The organism is Streptomyces sp. EDA2-14, from assembly GCF_054963755.1.
Genome location: NZ_JBUEGE010000001.1, coordinates 864,238 through 880,677 on the forward strand (window position 1 = coordinate 864,238; position 16,440 = coordinate 880,677).

The 16,440-nt window shown below is 72.2% G+C and carries 15 protein-coding genes; 5 read left to right on the forward strand and 10 right to left on the reverse strand.

Annotated features, from left to right (window positions below; translation table 11 throughout):
* Positions 1–9: 9 nt before the first annotated feature.
* The 5 genes from ACY34M_RS03830 to ACY34M_RS03850 form a co-directional block, all read right to left on the reverse strand.
* Entirely contained in the window at positions 10–1,077 is a 1,068-nt protein-coding gene (locus ACY34M_RS03830; protein WP_462717601.1) for a PDR/VanB family oxidoreductase, read from the reverse strand.
* Positions 1,074–1,967 (reverse strand): metal-dependent hydrolase, encoded by an 894-nt coding sequence (locus ACY34M_RS03835; RefSeq protein WP_462717602.1) that lies wholly within the window; start codon positions 1,965–1,967, stop codon positions 1,074–1,076. Before ACY34M_RS03835 ends, ACY34M_RS03830 begins: the two co-directional genes overlap by 4 nt.
* A gap of 85 nt (positions 1,968–2,052) precedes the next feature.
* Positions 2,053–3,972, reverse strand: a complete 1,920-nt coding sequence (locus ACY34M_RS03840; RefSeq protein WP_462717603.1) for a hypothetical protein — start codon at positions 3,970–3,972, stop codon at positions 2,053–2,055.
* A 58-nt stretch (positions 3,973–4,030) separates the two neighbouring features.
* Positions 4,031–4,570, reverse strand: coding sequence for a tetratricopeptide repeat protein (locus ACY34M_RS03845; RefSeq protein WP_462717604.1), 540 nt, complete (start codon positions 4,568–4,570; stop codon positions 4,031–4,033).
* Between the two features lie 54 nt (positions 4,571–4,624).
* Positions 4,625–7,753, reverse strand: a complete 3,129-nt coding sequence (locus ACY34M_RS03850; RefSeq protein WP_462717605.1) for an alpha-N-acetylglucosaminidase — start codon at positions 7,751–7,753, stop codon at positions 4,625–4,627.
* Positions 7,754–7,825: 72 nt separating this feature from the next.
* Between ACY34M_RS03850 and ACY34M_RS03855 the strand changes: the two genes are divergently transcribed.
* Positions 7,826–8,269 (forward strand): hypothetical protein, encoded by a 444-nt coding sequence (locus tag ACY34M_RS03855; protein WP_462717606.1) that lies wholly within the window; start codon positions 7,826–7,828, stop codon positions 8,267–8,269.
* A gap of 37 nt (positions 8,270–8,306) precedes the next feature.
* On the opposite strand, the gene ACY34M_RS03860 is transcribed toward ACY34M_RS03855, so the two are convergent.
* The 4 genes from ACY34M_RS03860 to ACY34M_RS03875 all read right to left on the reverse strand — a co-directional run bounded on the left by ACY34M_RS03860 (position 8,307) and on the right by ACY34M_RS03875 (position 12,069).
* Positions 8,307–9,830: a DUF1996 domain-containing protein gene (locus tag ACY34M_RS03860; protein WP_462717607.1), complete on the reverse strand. Its 1,524-nt coding sequence runs from the start codon at positions 9,828–9,830 to the stop codon at positions 8,307–8,309.
* A gap of 55 nt (positions 9,831–9,885) precedes the next feature.
* Positions 9,886–10,356, reverse strand: coding sequence for a winged helix-turn-helix domain-containing protein (locus ACY34M_RS03865; protein WP_462717728.1), 471 nt, complete (start codon positions 10,354–10,356; stop codon positions 9,886–9,888).
* 158 nt (positions 10,357–10,514) lie between these two features.
* Positions 10,515–11,546, reverse strand: coding sequence for a glutamine synthetase (gene glnII / locus ACY34M_RS03870; protein WP_462717608.1), 1,032 nt, complete (start codon positions 11,544–11,546; stop codon positions 10,515–10,517).
* Between the two features lie 160 nt (positions 11,547–11,706).
* Complete coding sequence (locus ACY34M_RS03875) at positions 11,707–12,069, reverse strand: arsenate reductase family protein (RefSeq protein ID WP_462717609.1); 363 nt, start codon at positions 12,067–12,069, stop codon at positions 11,707–11,709.
* Between the two features lie 136 nt (positions 12,070–12,205).
* Here ACY34M_RS03875 and ACY34M_RS03880 point away from each other — a divergent pair, with 136 nt between their 5' ends.
* Positions 12,206–12,487 carry a hypothetical protein gene (locus ACY34M_RS03880; protein ID WP_462717610.1) on the forward strand — a complete coding sequence of 94 codons (282 nt, stop codon included), beginning with the start codon at positions 12,206–12,208 and terminating at the stop codon, positions 12,485–12,487.
* 44 nt (positions 12,488–12,531) lie between these two features.
* Here the strand turns inward: ACY34M_RS03880 and ACY34M_RS03885 are convergent, their stop codons facing one another.
* On the reverse strand, positions 12,532–13,737 hold the full coding sequence (locus ACY34M_RS03885) for a winged helix DNA-binding domain-containing protein (protein WP_462717611.1): 1,206 nt from the start codon (positions 13,735–13,737) through the stop codon (positions 12,532–12,534).
* A 155-nt stretch (positions 13,738–13,892) separates the two neighbouring features.
* Here ACY34M_RS03885 and ACY34M_RS03890 point away from each other — a divergent pair, with 155 nt between their 5' ends.
* The 3 genes from ACY34M_RS03890 to ACY34M_RS03900 all read left to right on the forward strand — a co-directional run bounded on the left by ACY34M_RS03890 (position 13,893) and on the right by ACY34M_RS03900 (position 16,426).
* Entirely contained in the window at positions 13,893–14,369 is a 477-nt protein-coding gene (locus ACY34M_RS03890; RefSeq protein ID WP_462717612.1) for a hypothetical protein, read from the forward strand.
* Positions 14,370–14,387: 18 nt separating this feature from the next.
* On the forward strand, positions 14,388–15,734 hold the full coding sequence (locus ACY34M_RS03895; protein WP_462717613.1) for a DUF2252 domain-containing protein: 1,347 nt from the start codon (positions 14,388–14,390) through the stop codon (positions 15,732–15,734).
* A 95-nt stretch (positions 15,735–15,829) separates the two neighbouring features.
* A complete protein-coding gene (locus tag ACY34M_RS03900; RefSeq protein WP_462717614.1) occupies positions 15,830–16,426 on the forward strand; it encodes a chemotaxis protein CheB in 597 nt (198 codons plus the stop codon).
* Positions 16,427–16,440 lie beyond the last annotated feature (14 nt).

Below are 16,440 nucleotides of genomic sequence, written 5' to 3' on the forward strand. Positions count from 1 at the left end.
CGGGTCCCGCTACAGGTCCAGCACCAGTCGCTCGCCCCGCGCCCGCGACACACAGATCAGCATCGAGTCGCCGTGCTCGGCATCCGTGAGCAACTCGTCGCGGTGCTCTATCTCCCCTTCCACGACGCGCTGTTGGCACGTTCCGCAGAAACCCTGCTCGCAGGAGTACGCGATCGACGGCACCTCGCGGCGGACTGCGGCGAGCACCGTGGTGTCGGCGGCCACGTCCACCACCTTGCCGCTGCGCCGCAACTCGACCTCGAACGGGGCGTTCCCGTCCGCCGATTTCCGTGGCGCGAACCGTTCGCTGTGCAGCGTGCAGTGCTCCGGGAGAGCCGCCTCCACGGCCGCGAGGAGCCCCTCGGGCCCGCAGCAGTACACGGCCGTGCCGGGCACGGTGTCCGCGAGCGCCGCCGCGAGGTCGGGCCGGCCGTCCGTGTCCTCCGCCACGACGGTGACCTCGCCGCCGAGCTTCGCCACGTCCTCGACGTACGGCATGGAGGCGCGCGTCCGGCCCCCGTACAGCAACGTCCAGGCGGCGCCCCGCGCCTCGGCCTCCCGCAGCATCGGCAGGATCGGGGTGATGCCGATGCCGCCCGCGACGAACACGTAGGCGGGCGCCTGCGCGTCGAGCGGGAACCGGTTGCGCGGCCCGCGCACCTCGACCTCCGCGCCCTCCCGCAGCGCCTCGTGCACCTCGCGCGATCCGCCGCGCCCGCCCTCGTCCGCCGGGATGAGCCGGGTGGCGACGGTGTACGACGACGTGTCCTCGGGGTCCCCGCACAGCGAGTACTGCCGTACGAGACCCGAGGGGAGCACCAGGTCGAGGTGGGCGCCGGGCCGCCAGGCGGGCAGGTCGTGGCCCTCCAGGCGCAGTTGCACCACGCCGTCGGCGAGCCGCTCGTGCCGCGCGATCCGGAGGTGCAGCGCACGGGCCCGCGGCCGCCCCGACGTCGGCTCCTCCAGCGCGGGCATCGGCCACAGCGGGGACCGCTGCACCCGCCGCCGCATGGCCCGCCGCACGACGAACGCGGCACCGGCGACGACGGCTGCCCTGCGCAGCGTACGGGCGTTCATCGGGCCGCTCCCTGCCGTGCGGCCTCGCGGGCGTCGGCGGCGGTCGCGGCGGGGGAGGAGGCCAGGTAGGCGACGGCCTGATCGGTGTCGCCCTCCTGGTCCGGGTGGTAACTCCGGCTCAGATAGCGGGGTATGGACCGCGCCATGGCCCCGGTCGTCGGCAGCACGCCGCGCTTGCCGCCCTGGTAGAACTGCTTGAAGCTGGCCTTGCCGTCGAGCAGCGTCGGGTCGTTCTCCATGAAGAACCGCGCGCCCCGCTGCCACAGGAAGACGAGGGCGGTGAAGGCGGTGGCCCAGGTGCGCACCCGGCGCCGGTAGCTCCCGTCGAGGTGCTCGAACAGCTCGAAGGCGACCGCGCGGTGCTCGACCTCCTCCGCGCCGTGCCAGCGCAGCAGGTCCAGCATCGTCGGGTCGGCGCCGCGCCGGTCCAGCTCGTCGGCGTTCAGCACCCAGTTGCCGAGGAACGCCGTGTAGTGCTCGATCGCCGCGATCAGCGCGACCCGCTCCATCAGCCACCACTGCCGCGCCTTGCCCGGCGGCAGCGTCCGGTCGCCGAGCAACTTCTCGAAGAACCAGTCGAGCTGGGCCGTGTACGGCGTCGGGTCGAGGCCCTGCTCGCGCAGGTGCGGCAGCACCTCGTCGTGGGCCTGCGAGTGCATGGCCTCCTGGCCGATGAACCCGATGACGTCCTCGCGCAGCCGCTCGTCCGTGATGTACGGCAGGACCTGCTTGTAGACGTGCACGAACCAGCGCTCCCCGGCCGGGAGCAGGAGGTGCAGGACGTTGATGGTGTGCGTGGTGAACGGGTCGTCCGGCAGCCAGTGCAGGGGTGTCCTGTCCCAGGCGAAGGAGACCTGGCGTGCCTTCAACGGGACGCGCGTATTAGACATGGCGTCAATGTACTGACGGGTAGGCCGGACGGACACCCCTTGTGCACGAGTTTCTTTACGTGATCGTCAACAAGGCCGTTCCCGCCTACCGCAGGGGTCGCACCGTGTCGCCTTGCGCCGTCCGCCCGCTGAGCGAAACCTTCGTGCCGCGCGCAAGAGGCACCGCGAGCGCATGGCCGTGGACCGACCGGCCCGCGGCAGTCACCGAGTTCAAGCCCGAGCTACCCGAGGCAACCAGGTACCACGCCCCCTCCCGCGACTTCCACCGCACACCCGCAAGCACCTGCGGATCGCGCGAACCGCACGCAGGCGACGACTCCGACTTCGCCGCGACGACCGCCGCATCCGCCCCCGGCGCCCGGAACAACGCCAGAGTGCGCGGCCCGGTGCCCCGCCAGGTGTCGGCCCGTGTGCACAGCCACTCGGCCGTCCCGTTCGCCTCCGGCAGCGCCTGCCGTGCGTACGTCCAGGAGTTCACGGAGCGCACCCCGTGCGAGCGGGCCGCCGCGAGGGAGCACGCGGTGGTCGCCCAGTCCGCGGGCCGCGCCTCGCGGGGCGCGGCGGGGCTGCCGGACGTGAGGTGCGCGGGCACCAGTTCGCCGAGGTCGGTGGTGAGCCGGGTGCCCGTCGAGTCGGTCAGCGCCAGCGCGTTCCACGACGTACAGGAGGAGGCGAGTGCCGGGCTCGGGAACGGCGCCGTCACCCCGTCCTTCGTACGGGACAGGGCCCGCGCCCCCGCCGACGGCTTCAGCAGGTCGCGGGTGGCGGATCCGGCCACCCAAGGGGCGGTCAGATAGCGGACGTTGCCGTCGGCCCGGTCGAGGACGACGGCGCTCGCCTGCGCGTCCGCCGCGCCGTCGACCCGCGCGAAGTCGAGCGCGGCGCCGCTCGTGCCCTGCTTCGGCTCGGCGTAGCGCACGACGCGCAGGCCGTCGTAGAGCAGGACGACGCGGGCCTGGTCGAGCTCGCCCGCGTACAGCAGCTGCGGCGGTCCCGGCGGTGCGCCCGCCGGAGTGCCGGGTGTCGCCGACACCTTCACCGAGCCGCCGGGCCGCGCCCACACGGCGAGCGCCCTGCGCAGCAGCTCCTTGTCGCCGGTGAGCGAACCGCGCGCGGGCCACACCGAGAAGTCGGTGCGGGCCGACGTCTTCCACGCGCCCGGACCGACCCGGTGCAGCTCGGCCGGGTTCAGGGCGGCCTGCCCCGCCGGGTTCCGCGCGTACGGCGGGGCCGCCGCGCCGTCCGGGGTCCAGCCGTCGCCCGGCAGGCCGAGCAGCGCGCCGCACACGAGGGTCGCCGCGACCGCCGCGAGCGCCGCCTTCAGGTGCTGGCGGCGGCGCATCAGGTCGGTGGGCCGCGCGTGCAGGGAGCACGGGTCGAACTCGGGGGACTCCAGGAGCTCCGTCCCGGACCCGGCGTCGGCCGCCATGCCCCGCGCCTCGGCGACGGCCGCGGCCGCGTCCTCCTCCGTGCAGCCCGCCTCGACGAGGGCCGCGTGGACGGCGCTGTCGTCGAGGCGCTCCAGGCCGCGCAGCACGTACGCGGCGCGGGCCGGACCGCTCAGCGCGGAGAGCTGCTGGTCCAGGGCGAGTTCATCGGCGCCGCCGGACTTCGGGAACAGCCTCAGGCCCCACACCTGGGGCAGCAGCGGCGGCAGCTGGGCCCGCTTGGGCCAGGCCGCGCGCCGCAGCGGCAGCCCCGCCTCCAGCGAGCTGCGCAGCACCTTCAGGCGTACGTAGGCGTAGCAGGGGTCGCCGGTGCGGCCGTCGCCGCCGCGCTGCGCCGGGACCGGCGGCGGGGCGTCGGCGGTGCGGCCGCGGGGGAGGGCCCGCTGGGCGACCGAGTGGGCGGTCAGCACGCGGCGGTTGCGGCCGAGGCCGGGCGGCAGCACGAGATAGGCCAGTCGGACCAGTCGTGGGTAGTGCTCGACCAGGGCGGCCTCGGCCTGCTCGACGTCGATGACGGCGGCCGGCGCTGCGGACGGGGGCGTGGATTGCTGCTGCACCTTTGACTGCACGTTCAGCAGAACGAGCGAATCGTGCGATGGTCACAGCCGTCCGTCGCTACGCGCGGTCGGCTTCGGCCCCGTCCTCGGGCGTGACCAGCGCCTTCGCATAGTTCGCCATCGATCTCCGGTAGCGCGGCAGATGCGGCGCCAGAGCGGCGAGGACCAGGGACAGACCCTCCCGGTCGCGGCCCAGGCTCGACAGACACAGCGCGAGGCAGGCCCGTACCGCGTCGTCCAACTCGTCGCTGGGAGACGTCAATTCCGGTTCGAGCAGCGCGACGCCCTCCGCCGCGCGCCCCGTGTTCCGTAGTGAGCTGGCCAGTTGGATCTTCGTCCGGCGGGCCCGGTAGCCGGTCAGGCCGAGCCGCAGCGCCTCCTGGTACAGCGGGACGGCCTTGTCGGAGTGGCCGGTCGAGTCGAAGGCGCAGGCCCGCTCGAACGGGGCGACCGGGCTGCCGGCGGGCAGCTCGGCGGCGAGGTCGTCGACGAGCGCGCGGAACTCGCCCGCGCCCGCCTCTGTGCTGTCGGTGGAGGCGTCGAATGCGGCCCACGCGGCCGCGATCCGCTCTTCCCAGTCACTGTTCTCGGTGCTCACCGGGGCACTCTCACACAGGAGCGCCCCGGTGTCACCGGAGTTGCGGGGACCGGATCAGCTCAGCTTCCACCCGCTGAACTCGACCGTGCCCCGCGTCCCGTTCCCGCCGTTCGTCGCGCTCATGAACATGCCGACGCCCTGCGCGGAGGCGAGCCGCTGCGACGGCACCGTCGCGACCGTCCGCCAGGTCGCGCCGTCGTCCGTCGAGCACTCCCCGGTGTACGCGTCGCCCGCCCGGGTCAGCCGCAGCAGCACCGGCGCCTTGATCCCGGTGATCCGCTTGTACGTGTCGAGGGTGCCGTCCCCGCCTGAGTCGTAGGAGAGGACGACGCCGTTGGCGGGCGTGACCGACAGGTTCACGAAGCCCTGTGCCCCGGGGTCGCCGATGGCGTTGCTCACCATGATCCCGGCGCGCGCCCACGGGCCCGTCACCGCCTGCGTGTCCACCCGCACCACCGCCACCGAGCCGTCCCGGAACGCGTTCGCGCGGTACACCGCCCCGAACTCCGCCGTGCCCTTCCACAGGTCGGCGCCGCCGCCGTCGATCGCGAACCGCCGGCCGAGCTGCCCGAAGACCGCCGCGTTGTTGCTGTACGTCCGCCAGCCCTCGTCGAGCGGACCCGCCTCGAAGAGCGTGCCCTTGTGGACGTACGTGATCCGCGGCTCGCCGGCCGGACCGTACTGGACGTCGAGCGTGTACGGGAGCGGGCGCAGCGGAGCGTCGAGCGGGGTGCCGGGGGCGCTCGCCTGCCACGCGACCCTGCCCTCCCCGGCCGGGGGCACGCTGCCCAGGCGGGTCGGGCCCTCGGGCACGGCGGTGATGCCCTTGAGCTCGAAGTCGACGCGGCCCGTAGCGCGCAGCCCGTTGACATTGCGGAACGTGGCCGCCACGCGCGCGTGCCCGCCCGGCGGGAAGGCGGCCGGCTCGGCGGTGACCTTCACCGAGCCCTGGTACGGGGCGCGCGCGAGGATGTCGCGGGCCTGCGAGGCCGTCCGGTACGGATCCCCGTACGGCCGCAGCGGATAGTCCTTGCGCTCGCGCGTCCACGGTTCCTCGAACGCGAACCAGTCGACCTTCGCGGGCTCCCGGCCTGCGGCCAGCGCGTCGGCCAGCTCGTCCAGCCACTTCTGCCAGCGCGGCAGGTAGAAGTCGGCGATCAGCCCGTTCCAGTCCCGGTTGGCGTACTCGTGGAGGTTGCCCGGATCGGACGTGGCCCGGTCGCCCCACACGGTGATCAGCGCCTTCGCGCAGCGCTCGAACTCGGCGCGCTCGGCGTCGTTCGTGGCGAGATCGCGGGCGTCCTGGATCCACGGGCCGAGCAGGAACGCCTTGTTGGTGCCCGTCACGTCGTCGGACAGCCGCATCAGCTTCAGCCACAGCGTCGACAGGGACGTGAAGGTGGCCCGGTCCTTGGCGGCGTACGCCGCCTTCAGCTGCGGCAGGAGCTGGCGGCTGCGGTGCGCGATCGCCTGCCGCGCCACGTCCACCAGGTCGTACTTGTACGCCGCGCTGCCCCGCAGCTTCCCCGACACGTCCAGGAGCCCGGCGAGCGCCGCGTCGAAGCGGGCCGGATCGTAGGTGAGGGCGCGCGGCGCGTAGTAGGCGGCGCGGTCGGCCGAGAGGTCGGGGCGTGCCGCGAACAACGAGTCGTGCGGGTCGGAGCGCTCCGTCGCCTTCTGCTGGTACGCCGTGTCGTGCAGCGCCTGCCAGGCGGCGCGGGCGCCCCTGTCGCGGCGTCCGTAGCGGAGGTCGGCGTACGAGGCGAACCAGGCGGCCCGGTCCACCTTCGTGTCCATCCAGGCCAGCTCCGACCACAGCTCGAACGCCGCCGGATCGCGGTCGGTGGCCTCCGGCATGTACGCCGTGCCGGTCAGCGCGCTGTTCGGCTTGTCGCGCCACGCGAAGAACTTCTGCTCCCAGATGTGCGCGCGGGCCCCGATCGTCGTACGGCCCCCGAAGTTGGGGATCGTGCCGAACGCGTACGGGGTGCCGCCCCAGTCCTTCTCGCGGTCGGTGACGGAGGTGAACCGGTCGGACACCCCGTCCACGATCAGCATCTTCTTCTTGTCGATCGCGTCGATCAGCTCGGGCAGCGGGTTCGCCTCCCAGCCGAGGATCACCCACGTCGCGCCGGGACGGTTCTTCTGGAGCGCCTTCTCGACGCCGCGCGCCGCGTCCGGGACCGGCACGTCGCCGGCCGTGCCGCCCTCGTGCAGCAGGTCCATCTTGAAGGCGCCGATCTCGCCGAACAGGTCCTTCTGGTGGCCGTAGAACGACTCCGCCACCCGCGCGAAGGCCGTGGTGCGCGGGTCGAGCCAGTCCGGGCGGTCGAAGCCGTGCCACACGCCCTGCGGCACGACGTGCGCGTCGCCGCCGTTGCGCTGCACGAACTCCTTCGGCACGTGCCCGTAGTAGCCGGGCATGACCGGTTTCATGCCGAGCTCGCGCAGCCGGTCGACGATTCTTCGGCCCAACTCCGCTCTGCGCGCGATGAGTTCGGGCGAGAGCGGACCCCCGTACCCGTAGAGGTTCTGCAGCAGCCACCACGCCTGGTGGGACGGGGCGGGCAGCCAGGAGCGGGCCTCCGCGTCGCTGTAGCCGAAGTCCTTCAGGACGCGGTGGTACACGGCCTCCATGCCCGCGATGACGAGCACCTCGTTGCAGCCGTGCAGCGCCAGGATGTCGATCTCGCGTTCCCAGTACGACCAGTCGGCGAAGGGTGCCGTGTAGCCGTCGTTGGTGTCGTTGAGCGCGAAGCGGTGGGGGAGCGAGGTGGAGCGCTCCAGCGGCTTCGAGGGGGCCGGGAGCCGGGCCGGGAGGTCCAGCTGCGAGCCGTTCCAGGCGATGTGCGCCCCGCACTCGTACTTCAGGAACCAGTGGACCCCGGCGAGCAGCGTCGCCGGGGTCGTCCCGTACACCTCGATGCGGCCCGCCGTCCCGGTCACCCGGAAACGGTCCTCCGTGCCGCGCGCGGCCACCAGGCTGAGTCTGAACTGGTCCGAGTGGTGCGGCAGTTGACGGTTGAGCGCCGCACGCGCCGCAGCCGTATCAAGAACAGTCGGTCTGCTCGCGGCCACCGGGACCGGAGCCGCCTGAGCGGTCGGGGCGCCCACCCCCAGGGCCGTGCCGAGGCCGATGGCACCCGTCGTGCCGAGAACCGTGCGTCGCGATGGTGCGGACATGTGTGTACCCCCCTTGCGTCGCGGATGGTGCGGCGCACGGTAGCAACGGAACTCCCCGGACAGGAGAGCGAAATGAGGAAAGTGCTGGCGGCTGGTGCCGTCGTGCTCGTGGCGGCCACGGGATGCGGTGCGGGCGGCTCCGAAGGGGCCCCGAAGGACGACACGCCGAAGATCCCCCGTACGGCCTCGGGAAGCCTGGAGCACCTCGCTGAGCAGGCAGGATGCCGACCCGACATCCAGACCGACGCCGCCGATCTCCGCCAGGCCAACTGCGGCACCGGCGACAGCCGCTACGTGCTCGCCACCTTCACCAGCGACAAGGGGCAGGCCGAATGGTTCGACCAGGCAAACGACTACGGCGGCGTCTATCTCGTGGGCCCCAAGTGGATCGCGGTCGGCGGCGCCGCGCAGCTCACACGGCTGCGCGGCCGGCTCGGCGGAACCCTGGAGCGGCCGTCCTCGCACCACTCGGGGAGTAGCGGTGGTGGGGGTCACGAGGACGCGGGGCGTCGCTGAGCCGGCCGCACAGCGGCCAAAAGGGGGCGGTCGCTGCTCAGTTGCAGCGATCGCCCTTGTTGATGCAGTCCGAGACCTTCTGCATGGTCCGGTCGTCGAAGACGTTGATGAAGTCGTCATGGTCCGTGATCGGCTTGTGCAGCTGCTCGGGGAAGCCGTCGACCGCGAACGGGTTCTGTACCTGGCCGTTCTGGATCTTCGGCGTCTGCACGTCGTACACCAGGCGCATCTTCAGCTGCGGGATGGCCTTGAAGTTCTGCGGGCAGTTGCCTGCCTGGTCGGCGAATGCCACGTGTGTGCGATGGTTTGCGCTGTCAATGTTCTGCCCGTCCCAGCAGCTCTGGAACGCGAAGCTGCGCACCACCTTGCTGCCCTCGGGGCACAGCGGGTACTTGTCCGTCAACTGCCGGTTCTCGAAGCCGGTGCAGCTCCAGTGCGCGTTGGCATTGGCGGTGCCGTTGGTGAACGCCTTGGCGTCACCGGTGATGATGCGCAGGAACTTCGGCATCGGGACGACCTTGCCGCGCGGGTTGCCGACGAACTTGATGCTCGCCTTCTCGGCCCGCAGGATCGTGCCCACGTTGCCCTCCTTGCCGCCGCCGTCCTTGTCGGCGTCGAAGTCCTTCGAGCCGTCCTGGAGGCGGAGCACGGGCCAGTAGTAGGTGGACTTGTCGCCCTGGTTCTGACAGGTCGTGTCGGCGTTCGCCAGGTCGTCGTTGCTGGAGAAGGCGTCGTTGTCCTGGTTGCCGACGTAGTCGTGCAGATGGTGCGCGCCGTTGGTCACGCCGGGCGCCACGATGATGTTGTCGGTGTTGAACTTCTTGTTCTCGTTCACGCCGCAGCGGGTGGTGAAGGTGCCGGTGGAGGCGTTGCTGCCGTTGCGGGGCTGCTGGACGTTGGGCCGGACCTTGGTGATGTCGGCGAAGTCGGCGGCCACGGGGCCGTTCCCGGCCTGCCCGCCGTTGCCCGCCTGGCCGCCGCCGGGCTGCTGGCCTCCGCCCGGCTGCTGGCCGGTGTTCCCGCCCGGGTCCGCGCTCTGGCTGCCGCTCGGGGCGGCCGACGGCTGGGTGCCGTCCTTCGGCTGCGCGGTGCACTCGGCCATGTCGCCCATGCCGGCGGGGGCCCGGCCGCCCGAGCGCTCCATGTCCTGACGGATGCGCTGCAGGGCGCTGGTCCGCTGCTGCTTCAGCGGGCCCATGATGCTGTTCTGCACGAACCGCGGATCCCGCGCGGCCGCGTCCCGCGTCGAGGCGAGCCGCTGATAGGCCCGCGTGACCTGGGTGTCCAGGGTGGCCAGTTCGCCGTCGACCGCGGCGCGGGCGCCGCCCGGCACGTCGGTCAGCTGTGCGCCGACGTCCGGACAGTCGATGGTGGCCACTTGCTGTGCCTGCTGTGTCTGTTGCGCCCCGCTGCTTGCGTTCTGCCCGTCGGCGGATTCCTCGTGGGCCGACGCGTACACGTTGACCGCGACCAGCCCACCTCCGCCCAGGAGCAGTGCGGCCGACGCGATGGTCATGCGCGTCGCCAGCGATGAGCGCCGTTTCCGTGAGGTGCGTCCCATGGGACTACGTACGCAACGGGGGCCGACGCTGTTCAATCGGCCCCCGGATTTCACCTCAACTGCCGGTGGGTGGCGTGTACTTGTAGCCGACGCGGCGCACCGTACGGATCGTGTCCCGGTGCTCCGCGCCCAGCTTCCGGCGCAGTCGGGCGACATGGACGTCGACGGTGCGGCCGTCGCCCACATGCCCGTATCCCCACACGGTGTGCACGAGCTGATCGCGCGTGTGCACCCGGTGCGGGTGTGCGACCAGATGGGCGAGCAGCTCGAACTCCAGGTACGTGAGGTCGAGTTGGCGGCCCGCGACGTGCACGGTGCGGCAGGCGGTGTCGACGGAGATGAGCGGGTCGGTCAGCAGGGCAGAAGCCATGGTCAGCTCTTTCGCGCGAGGAGTCGTCAGGGAAGGACGTACGTCGTACGCGCGGACCGAAGGCCGTGGCGGTCGGGCCAACGGGTTTAGAGGGGCCGCGCGTTCCTCACGCGGCGACACACACGGTCGAAATCGTGGTGCTGGCGGGACGGCCAGAACGGCTCGAGGTCGTGCCGACGACCCCACGAGCTGCTGTTCCGGTAAAGACTGGCCATGTCTTCATTGAAACAGATGCGTCACGCATACGAGAGGGTGCCCACACAATGTGGACACCCTCCCGAAGCGGATGGCCGGATTCGGACCGGCCGGGGCCGTCAGACCTGGCCGGCCTTCTCCAGGGCGGCGCAGCAGGTGTCGACGAGCAGCCGGGTCACGACGTACGGGTCGACGTTGGCGTTCGGGCGGCGGTCCTCGATGTAGCCCTTGCGGTCCCGCTCGACCTGCCACGGGATGCGGACCGAGGCGCCGCGGTCGGAGACGCCGTACTTGTACTCGTCCCACGGGGCGGTCTCGTGCAGACCGGTCAGGCGGTCGTCGATGCCGGCGCCGTAGTTCTTCACGTGGTCGAGCGGCTTCGAGCCCTCGCCGAGCGACTCGCACGCGGTGATGATCGCGTCGTAGCCCTCGCGCATCGCCTTCGTGGAGAAGTTGGTGTGCGCGCCCGCGCCGTTCCAGTCGCCCTTGACCGGCTTCGGGTCGAGGGTCGCGGAGATCTTGTAGTCCTCGGCGGTGCGGTAGAGCAGCCAGCGGGCGATCCACAGCTGGTCGGAGACCTCCAGCGGGCCCACGGGGCCGACCTGGAACTCCCACTGGCCGGGCATGACCTCGGCGTTGATGCCGGAGATGGCGAGACCGGCCTTCAGGCAGTTCTCGAGGTGCGCCTCGACGACGTCACGGCCGTGGATCTCGTCGGTGCCGACGCCGCAGTAGTAGCCGCCCTGCGCGGCCGGGAAGCCGCCGACGGGGAAGCCGAGCGGGCGGTCGCCCTCGAAGAAGGTGTACTCCTGCTCGATGCCGAAGATCGGCTCCTGGGCGCCGAACTGCGCCTCGGTCTCGGCGAGCGCGGCACGCGTGTTGGTGTGGTGCGGCGTCATGTCGATGTTCAGGACCTCGCACATGACGAGGATGTCGTCGCCGCCGCGGATCGGGTCCGGGTACTGGGCGACCGGCCGCAGCACCAGGTCGGAGGCGTGGCCCTCGGCCTGGTTGGTGGAGGAGCCGTCGAAGCCCCAGACGGGAAGCGTGTCCAGGCCCTGCGGGGTGCCCGCGATTATCTTCGTCTTCGAACGGAGCTTGGCCGTCGGCTGGGTGCCGTCGATCCAGATGTACTCAGCCTTGAAGGTCACGGGGGGCCACATCCTCATTCACGCGGGTCTCGAACTGCCGGGAAGCGTGTCACCAGGGCATTTCTCGTCCGTTGCTCGTTTGTGAACCCCGTGTTACCTGACGTGTCGTGGGGTGTGACGTGGCCCATGGGCCTGTATGCGATCCGCCGCGGGATCCGGGTCAGCCGCGGCCGAGCGCGTCCCGTACGGCCTCCTCGCTGCGGCCCACCACGGCCGTGCCGTCGTCGGCCGTGATGATCGGGCGCTGGATCAGCTTCGGGTGCGCGGCGAGCGCCTCGATCCACTGCTCCCGGCTGTCCGCGTCCCGCGCCCAGTCCTTCAGACCGAGCTCCTTCGCGGCGGCCTCCCCGGTGCGGGTGATGTCCCACGGTTCGAGCCCGAGCCGGTCGAGCACGGCGCGGATCTCGTCGGGGGCGGGCACGTCCTCCAGGTAGCGGCGCACCGTGTAGTCGGCGCCCTCCGCGTCCAGCAGGGTGAGCGCGCTGCGGCACTTCGAGCAGGCCGGGTTGATCCAGATCTCCATGGGGTCAACGGTACGCGAGTGGCGTCGATCGACGGCCTCAACGGGGGCCTGGCCAGCGGCTTTTGTCAGTGGTCGGCAGTAGAATAGAAGCATTGTTCGAGGGCTACGGGGGCTCTCGGACGCTCGCGACAGGAGGATGCCTGTGCCCGCTGCCGCCGCTCCGATGCTGATCGATCTGCCGTACACGCCACTGGCGAAGAGGCCGCTCCCCGCGGGGCGCCCCCGCGACTGGTACATCACCCACAACCGCCGCCTGAAGGCCATGCGCCTGGCGATAGCCCTGCTCGACTCCGGCGTCTACCTCCCCACCCAGGCCCACAACCGCAAGATCCGCGCGACGGCCGAGCTCGTCGGCATCCACCCGCCGTCCGACACGACGTGCCACATGGTGCGAGCGCTCATGCGCTACAGCCGGTAGTCCGATCCGGCCACATCGAGCCCCGCAGGGGCCACCGCGTGCGCTCACGCGGTGGCCAGCTCTTTCTCCAGCGGTGTGCGGAAGCGGGGCGTCACACGGGTTTCGCCGAGCCATTCCGTGAGGCGCTCCGCCTCCGCCGCCACCGCCCGCTCCGCCTCGCGCCCAGGGGAGGTGTCCAGGAACCGCCACACCACCTCGCCGCCCGCCCGCTGCCCCCATCCACCCACGATCCGCCCGCCCCACCACACCGTAGGGCCGATGTTCCCGCTGCCGTCGAAGAGCGCGGGGCGCAGCTCCGGCGGGCAGTACCAGTCGCGCTCCTGCCAGCCCATCGCCGTGGGGTCGAGGCCCGGCAGGAGCGCCGCCCACGGCTCCACGTCAATTTCTGGCGCGTCGAGTTGGTCCGGCATGACGTGTCCCGTGCCGCCGCCGTCCAGGGACACCGTGACGGCCCCCACCGCCGCGAGCGCCTTGCGTACATCCGTGACCTTCCACCCCGTCCACCACTTGAGGTCCCCCTCGGTGGCGGGCCCGCACGCCCCGAGCCAGCGCCCCAGCAGCTCCGCCTGCGCCTCGGCGACCGGCAGCTCTGGGTGCGGCGGCGCGACCGCCCACCGGAACCGCGTCGAGGTCCACGAGCCGAGCGGCCGGCCGCGTACGACCCGCCCCTCCACCCCGAGCACCCGCATGAGCCGCGACGACACCGTGTGCGCGGCCTCGTAGCTCCTGCCCCGCCCGTACGTGAACTGCTCCCGCAACCGCGGCTCGTCCGCCACGAGTTCGGTCACCGTGGCCTCCCCGCGCCGCTCGAGAGCGGCCAGCGCCGACGCCTCCACGTCCGCCAGCCACTCGGGCGTGAGCCGGCCGTCGCTCCCGCCCACCATGTCCTTGAGCAGCCCGGCCCGCGCCTTCGCCGCCACCGCGAGCCCGGTCGACGCGTGCACCGTCGCGGCCAGCCCGGCCGGGAACGCGAACACCGTGTGCCGCATCCCGTGCATCCGCACCAGCGTCCGGTCCTCGTACAGCGCCCGCTCGACGTCCGCGACGGTCCCGGAGGCGTCCGCGAGCCGCGCCCCCACCGCCAGGTACACGGTCGCCGGATCCGTGCCGTGCAGCGCCACGAGCGAGCGGGCGACGTCCTCTGCGCGGTCCGCGCGCGCCGCGGGGGCGAGGCGCTGCGCGAGCGCGAGCCGCACACGCCGCTCGTCGTCACCGATGTGCCGCGGGCTGCCTGTGGTGTGGGTGGTCATGCCGGTCATCATGCCCGCGGCCCGTTCCCGCCGGTCACCTGTTTGCCCCCCTTGGCATGCGGCCGTCGGCGTGCGCACCGTTGACTGAAGCGACCTGCAGTGGTGGTCGAGCGGAGGTGTCGGCGATGGCGGACGTACGGCGAGGTGCGCGAGGCGTGCGAGCGGTGGGCGCGGCCCTGTGCGTGGCGGCCCTGACCGTGGCCGCGGCCGGCTGCTCCGACGACGGTGGCAACGCGTCCAGCGCCGCGTCGAAGGCCGCCTCCGCGGCATCGGCCGCCTCCTCGGCCGCCTTCAGGGCCAAGGACATCGTGGCCTCGGCGACCGCGGAGGCGCAGAAGAAGTTCGACGACTTCAAGGGCGGCGTCGACGCCAAGGGCGACGTGAAGCTCGGCGGCGTCACGTCCGGCGGCAACCGCACCACGGTGCCCGTCACCGTCAGCAACGGCGCCTCCGGCACCAAGTCGTACGTCGTCCAGGTGGACTTCAAGAACGGCGACGGCAAGCGGGTGGACACCGTCGTGCTCAACGTGAACGACGTGCCGGGCGGCGGCTCCAAGAAGGCCACCGCCCGCAGCACGCACTCCCTCGACGGCGACATCACCGCCGAGGTCTCCCGCGCCCTGCGTCACTGACCGGCGGGGCGCCCCGCCATGAGCAGCCCCGCCGACCGCGCCGAACTGGGCCGCCGGGCCCGCAAGCACAGCCCCCGCTCCTCGCACGGCCCGTGGATCCCGGCCGCCGACCGCACCGACCCGGTCGTCACTCTTGAGCGGCAGGGCGCCGACCGGCTCCCCGACCTGCTGCCCATCCGGTACGGGCGGATGGCGGCGAGCCCGTTCGCATTCCTGCGCGGGGCCGCCGCCGTGCTGGCGGGCGACCTCGCGGCGACACCCCACACGGGTCTCACCGTCCAACTCTGCGGCGACGCGCACCTGCTGAATTTCGGCCTCTTTGCCGCGCCGGACCGCGCCCTGCTCTTCGACCTCAACGACTTCGACGAAACGTATCCCGGCCCTTTCGAGTGGGACGTCAAACGCCTCGCCGCCTCCGTGGCCGTCGCCGCCCGCGACAACGGCCACTCCGACAAACATGCCCACCGCGCGGCCCGCACCTCCGTCACCGCGTACCGCACGAACATGCGCCGACTCGCCTCACTCGGTGAACTCGCCGTCTGGTACGAGCGGATCGACGCCCACGCGCTGCTCCCGCTCATCCGCTCCGACGGCCACCGCCGCCGCGCCGAACACACCCTGGCCCGGGCCGCCCGGCGCACCAGCCTGCACGCCCTCGGCAAGCTCACCGAGACGACCCCCGACGGGCGCCGCCGCATCGTGCACGATCCGCCGCTGCTCGAACCGGCGGGCATCACCGACGCCGCGGCCGTCCGCAAGATGTTCGGCGACTACCGCTCAACGCTCGCCGAGGAACGCCGCCGCCTCCTGGACCGCTACCGCTTCGTCGACGCGGCCCGCAAGGTCGTCGGCGTCGGCAGCGTCGGCACCCGCTGCTTCATCGTGCTGCTCGCGGGGCGGGACGCCGACGACCCGCTGTTCCTCCAGATCAAGGAGGCCAACCGGTCCGTCGTCGAGGACCACCTGCCGTACCACGGCCCGTACATCCATCCGGGCCACCGCGTCGTGTCGGGCCAGCGCCTGCTCCAGGCGGCGGGCGACATCTTCCTCGGCTGGATGACGGGACCGCAGGGCCGCTCCTTCTACTGGCGCCAGCTGCGCGACATGAAGGGCTCCGCCGACGTCACGGCCATGCCGCCCGACGAACTCCTCGCGTACGCCCGGCTGTGCGGCACCGCCCTCGCCCGCGCGCACGCCCGCTCCGGCGACCGCGTCGCCATCGCGGCCTACCTCGGCGGCAAGGACACCTTCGACCAGGCGGTCGCCGCGTTCGCGCTGCGCTACGCGGACCAGACCCTCGACGACCACGGGGCGCTGCGCCGGGCGATCTCCGCGGGCGTGCTGACGGCGGCGCCGGGCGCGTGACCGGGAACGAAACAGGACGCGGCAGGGGTGAGCAGCGACAATCGAGGGGCACCCGGCACCCGGACTGCCCGCGTCACTCCCAGGAGAGGGACTCCATGCCGACAGCCGACCCCCCGGACACCTACGCCGCCGTCACGGTCGCCGCGTCCGCGGGCGGCATCCACGCCCTGGCCGTCCTCCTCGACGGCCTCGGCGCCGACTTCCCGCTGCCCGTCCTCGTCGTCCAGCACCTGGACCCGCGGCACCGCACCGTCATCGCCGACATCCTCGGCCGCCGCACCGACCTGAGGGTGAAACTCGCCGAACAGGACGAGACCGCCCGCCCCGGCACCGTCTACGTCGCCCCGCCCGACCGGCACCTGCTCGTCGGCCCCGACGGGGCCCTCGCGCTGTCCCAGAGCGAACTCGTCCACTTCCTGCGCCCCTCCGCCGACCTGCTCTTCGAGTCCGTCGCCGGCGCCTACGACCGGCGCGCCATCGCGGTCGTCCTGAGCGGCACGGGGAACGACGGATCAATGGGTGTGGACGCCGTGAAGTCGCGGGGCGGTACGGTGATCGCCCAGGATCCGCATTCTGCGGAATTCCGGGGCATGCCGGAGGCAGCGGTGGGTACTGGAGCGGTTGACTTCGTGCTACCTCTGGAGGAAATCCCCGCGGTGATCCGCGGGCTTGTCGGCATCACGAGGCAGTAGGTAGGACACAGACG

What these genes read in the sequence shown, in the direction of transcription:
- ACY34M_RS03830 (WP_462717601.1), bottom strand. Translation starts at nt 1,077, where the DNA reads ATGAACGCCCGTACGCTGCGCAGGGCAGCCGTCGTCGCCGGTGCCGCG.
- ACY34M_RS03835 (WP_462717602.1), bottom strand. Translation starts at nt 1,967, where the DNA reads ATGTCTAATACGCGCGTCCCGTTGAAGGCACGCCAGGTCTCCTTCGCC.
- ACY34M_RS03850 (WP_462717605.1), bottom strand. Translation starts at nt 7,753, where the DNA reads ATGTCCGCACCATCGCGACGCACGGTTCTCGGCACGACGGGTGCCATC.
- ACY34M_RS03855 (WP_462717606.1), top strand. Translation starts at nt 7,826, where the DNA reads ATGAGGAAAGTGCTGGCGGCTGGTGCCGTCGTGCTCGTGGCGGCCACG.
- ACY34M_RS03860 (WP_462717607.1), bottom strand. Translation starts at nt 9,830, where the DNA reads ATGGGACGCACCTCACGGAAACGGCGCTCATCGCTGGCGACGCGCATG.
- ACY34M_RS03875 (WP_462717609.1), bottom strand. Translation starts at nt 12,069, where the DNA reads ATGGAGATCTGGATCAACCCGGCCTGCTCGAAGTGCCGCAGCGCGCTC.
- ACY34M_RS03880 (WP_462717610.1), top strand. Translation starts at nt 12,206, where the DNA reads ATGCCTGTGCCCGCTGCCGCCGCTCCGATGCTGATCGATCTGCCGTAC.
- ACY34M_RS03885 (WP_462717611.1), bottom strand. Translation starts at nt 13,737, where the DNA reads ATGACCACCCACACCACAGGCAGCCCGCGGCACATCGGTGACGACGAG.
- ACY34M_RS03895 (WP_462717613.1), top strand. Translation starts at nt 14,388, where the DNA reads ATGAGCAGCCCCGCCGACCGCGCCGAACTGGGCCGCCGGGCCCGCAAG.
- ACY34M_RS03900 (WP_462717614.1), top strand. Translation starts at nt 15,830, where the DNA reads ATGCCGACAGCCGACCCCCCGGACACCTACGCCGCCGTCACGGTCGCC.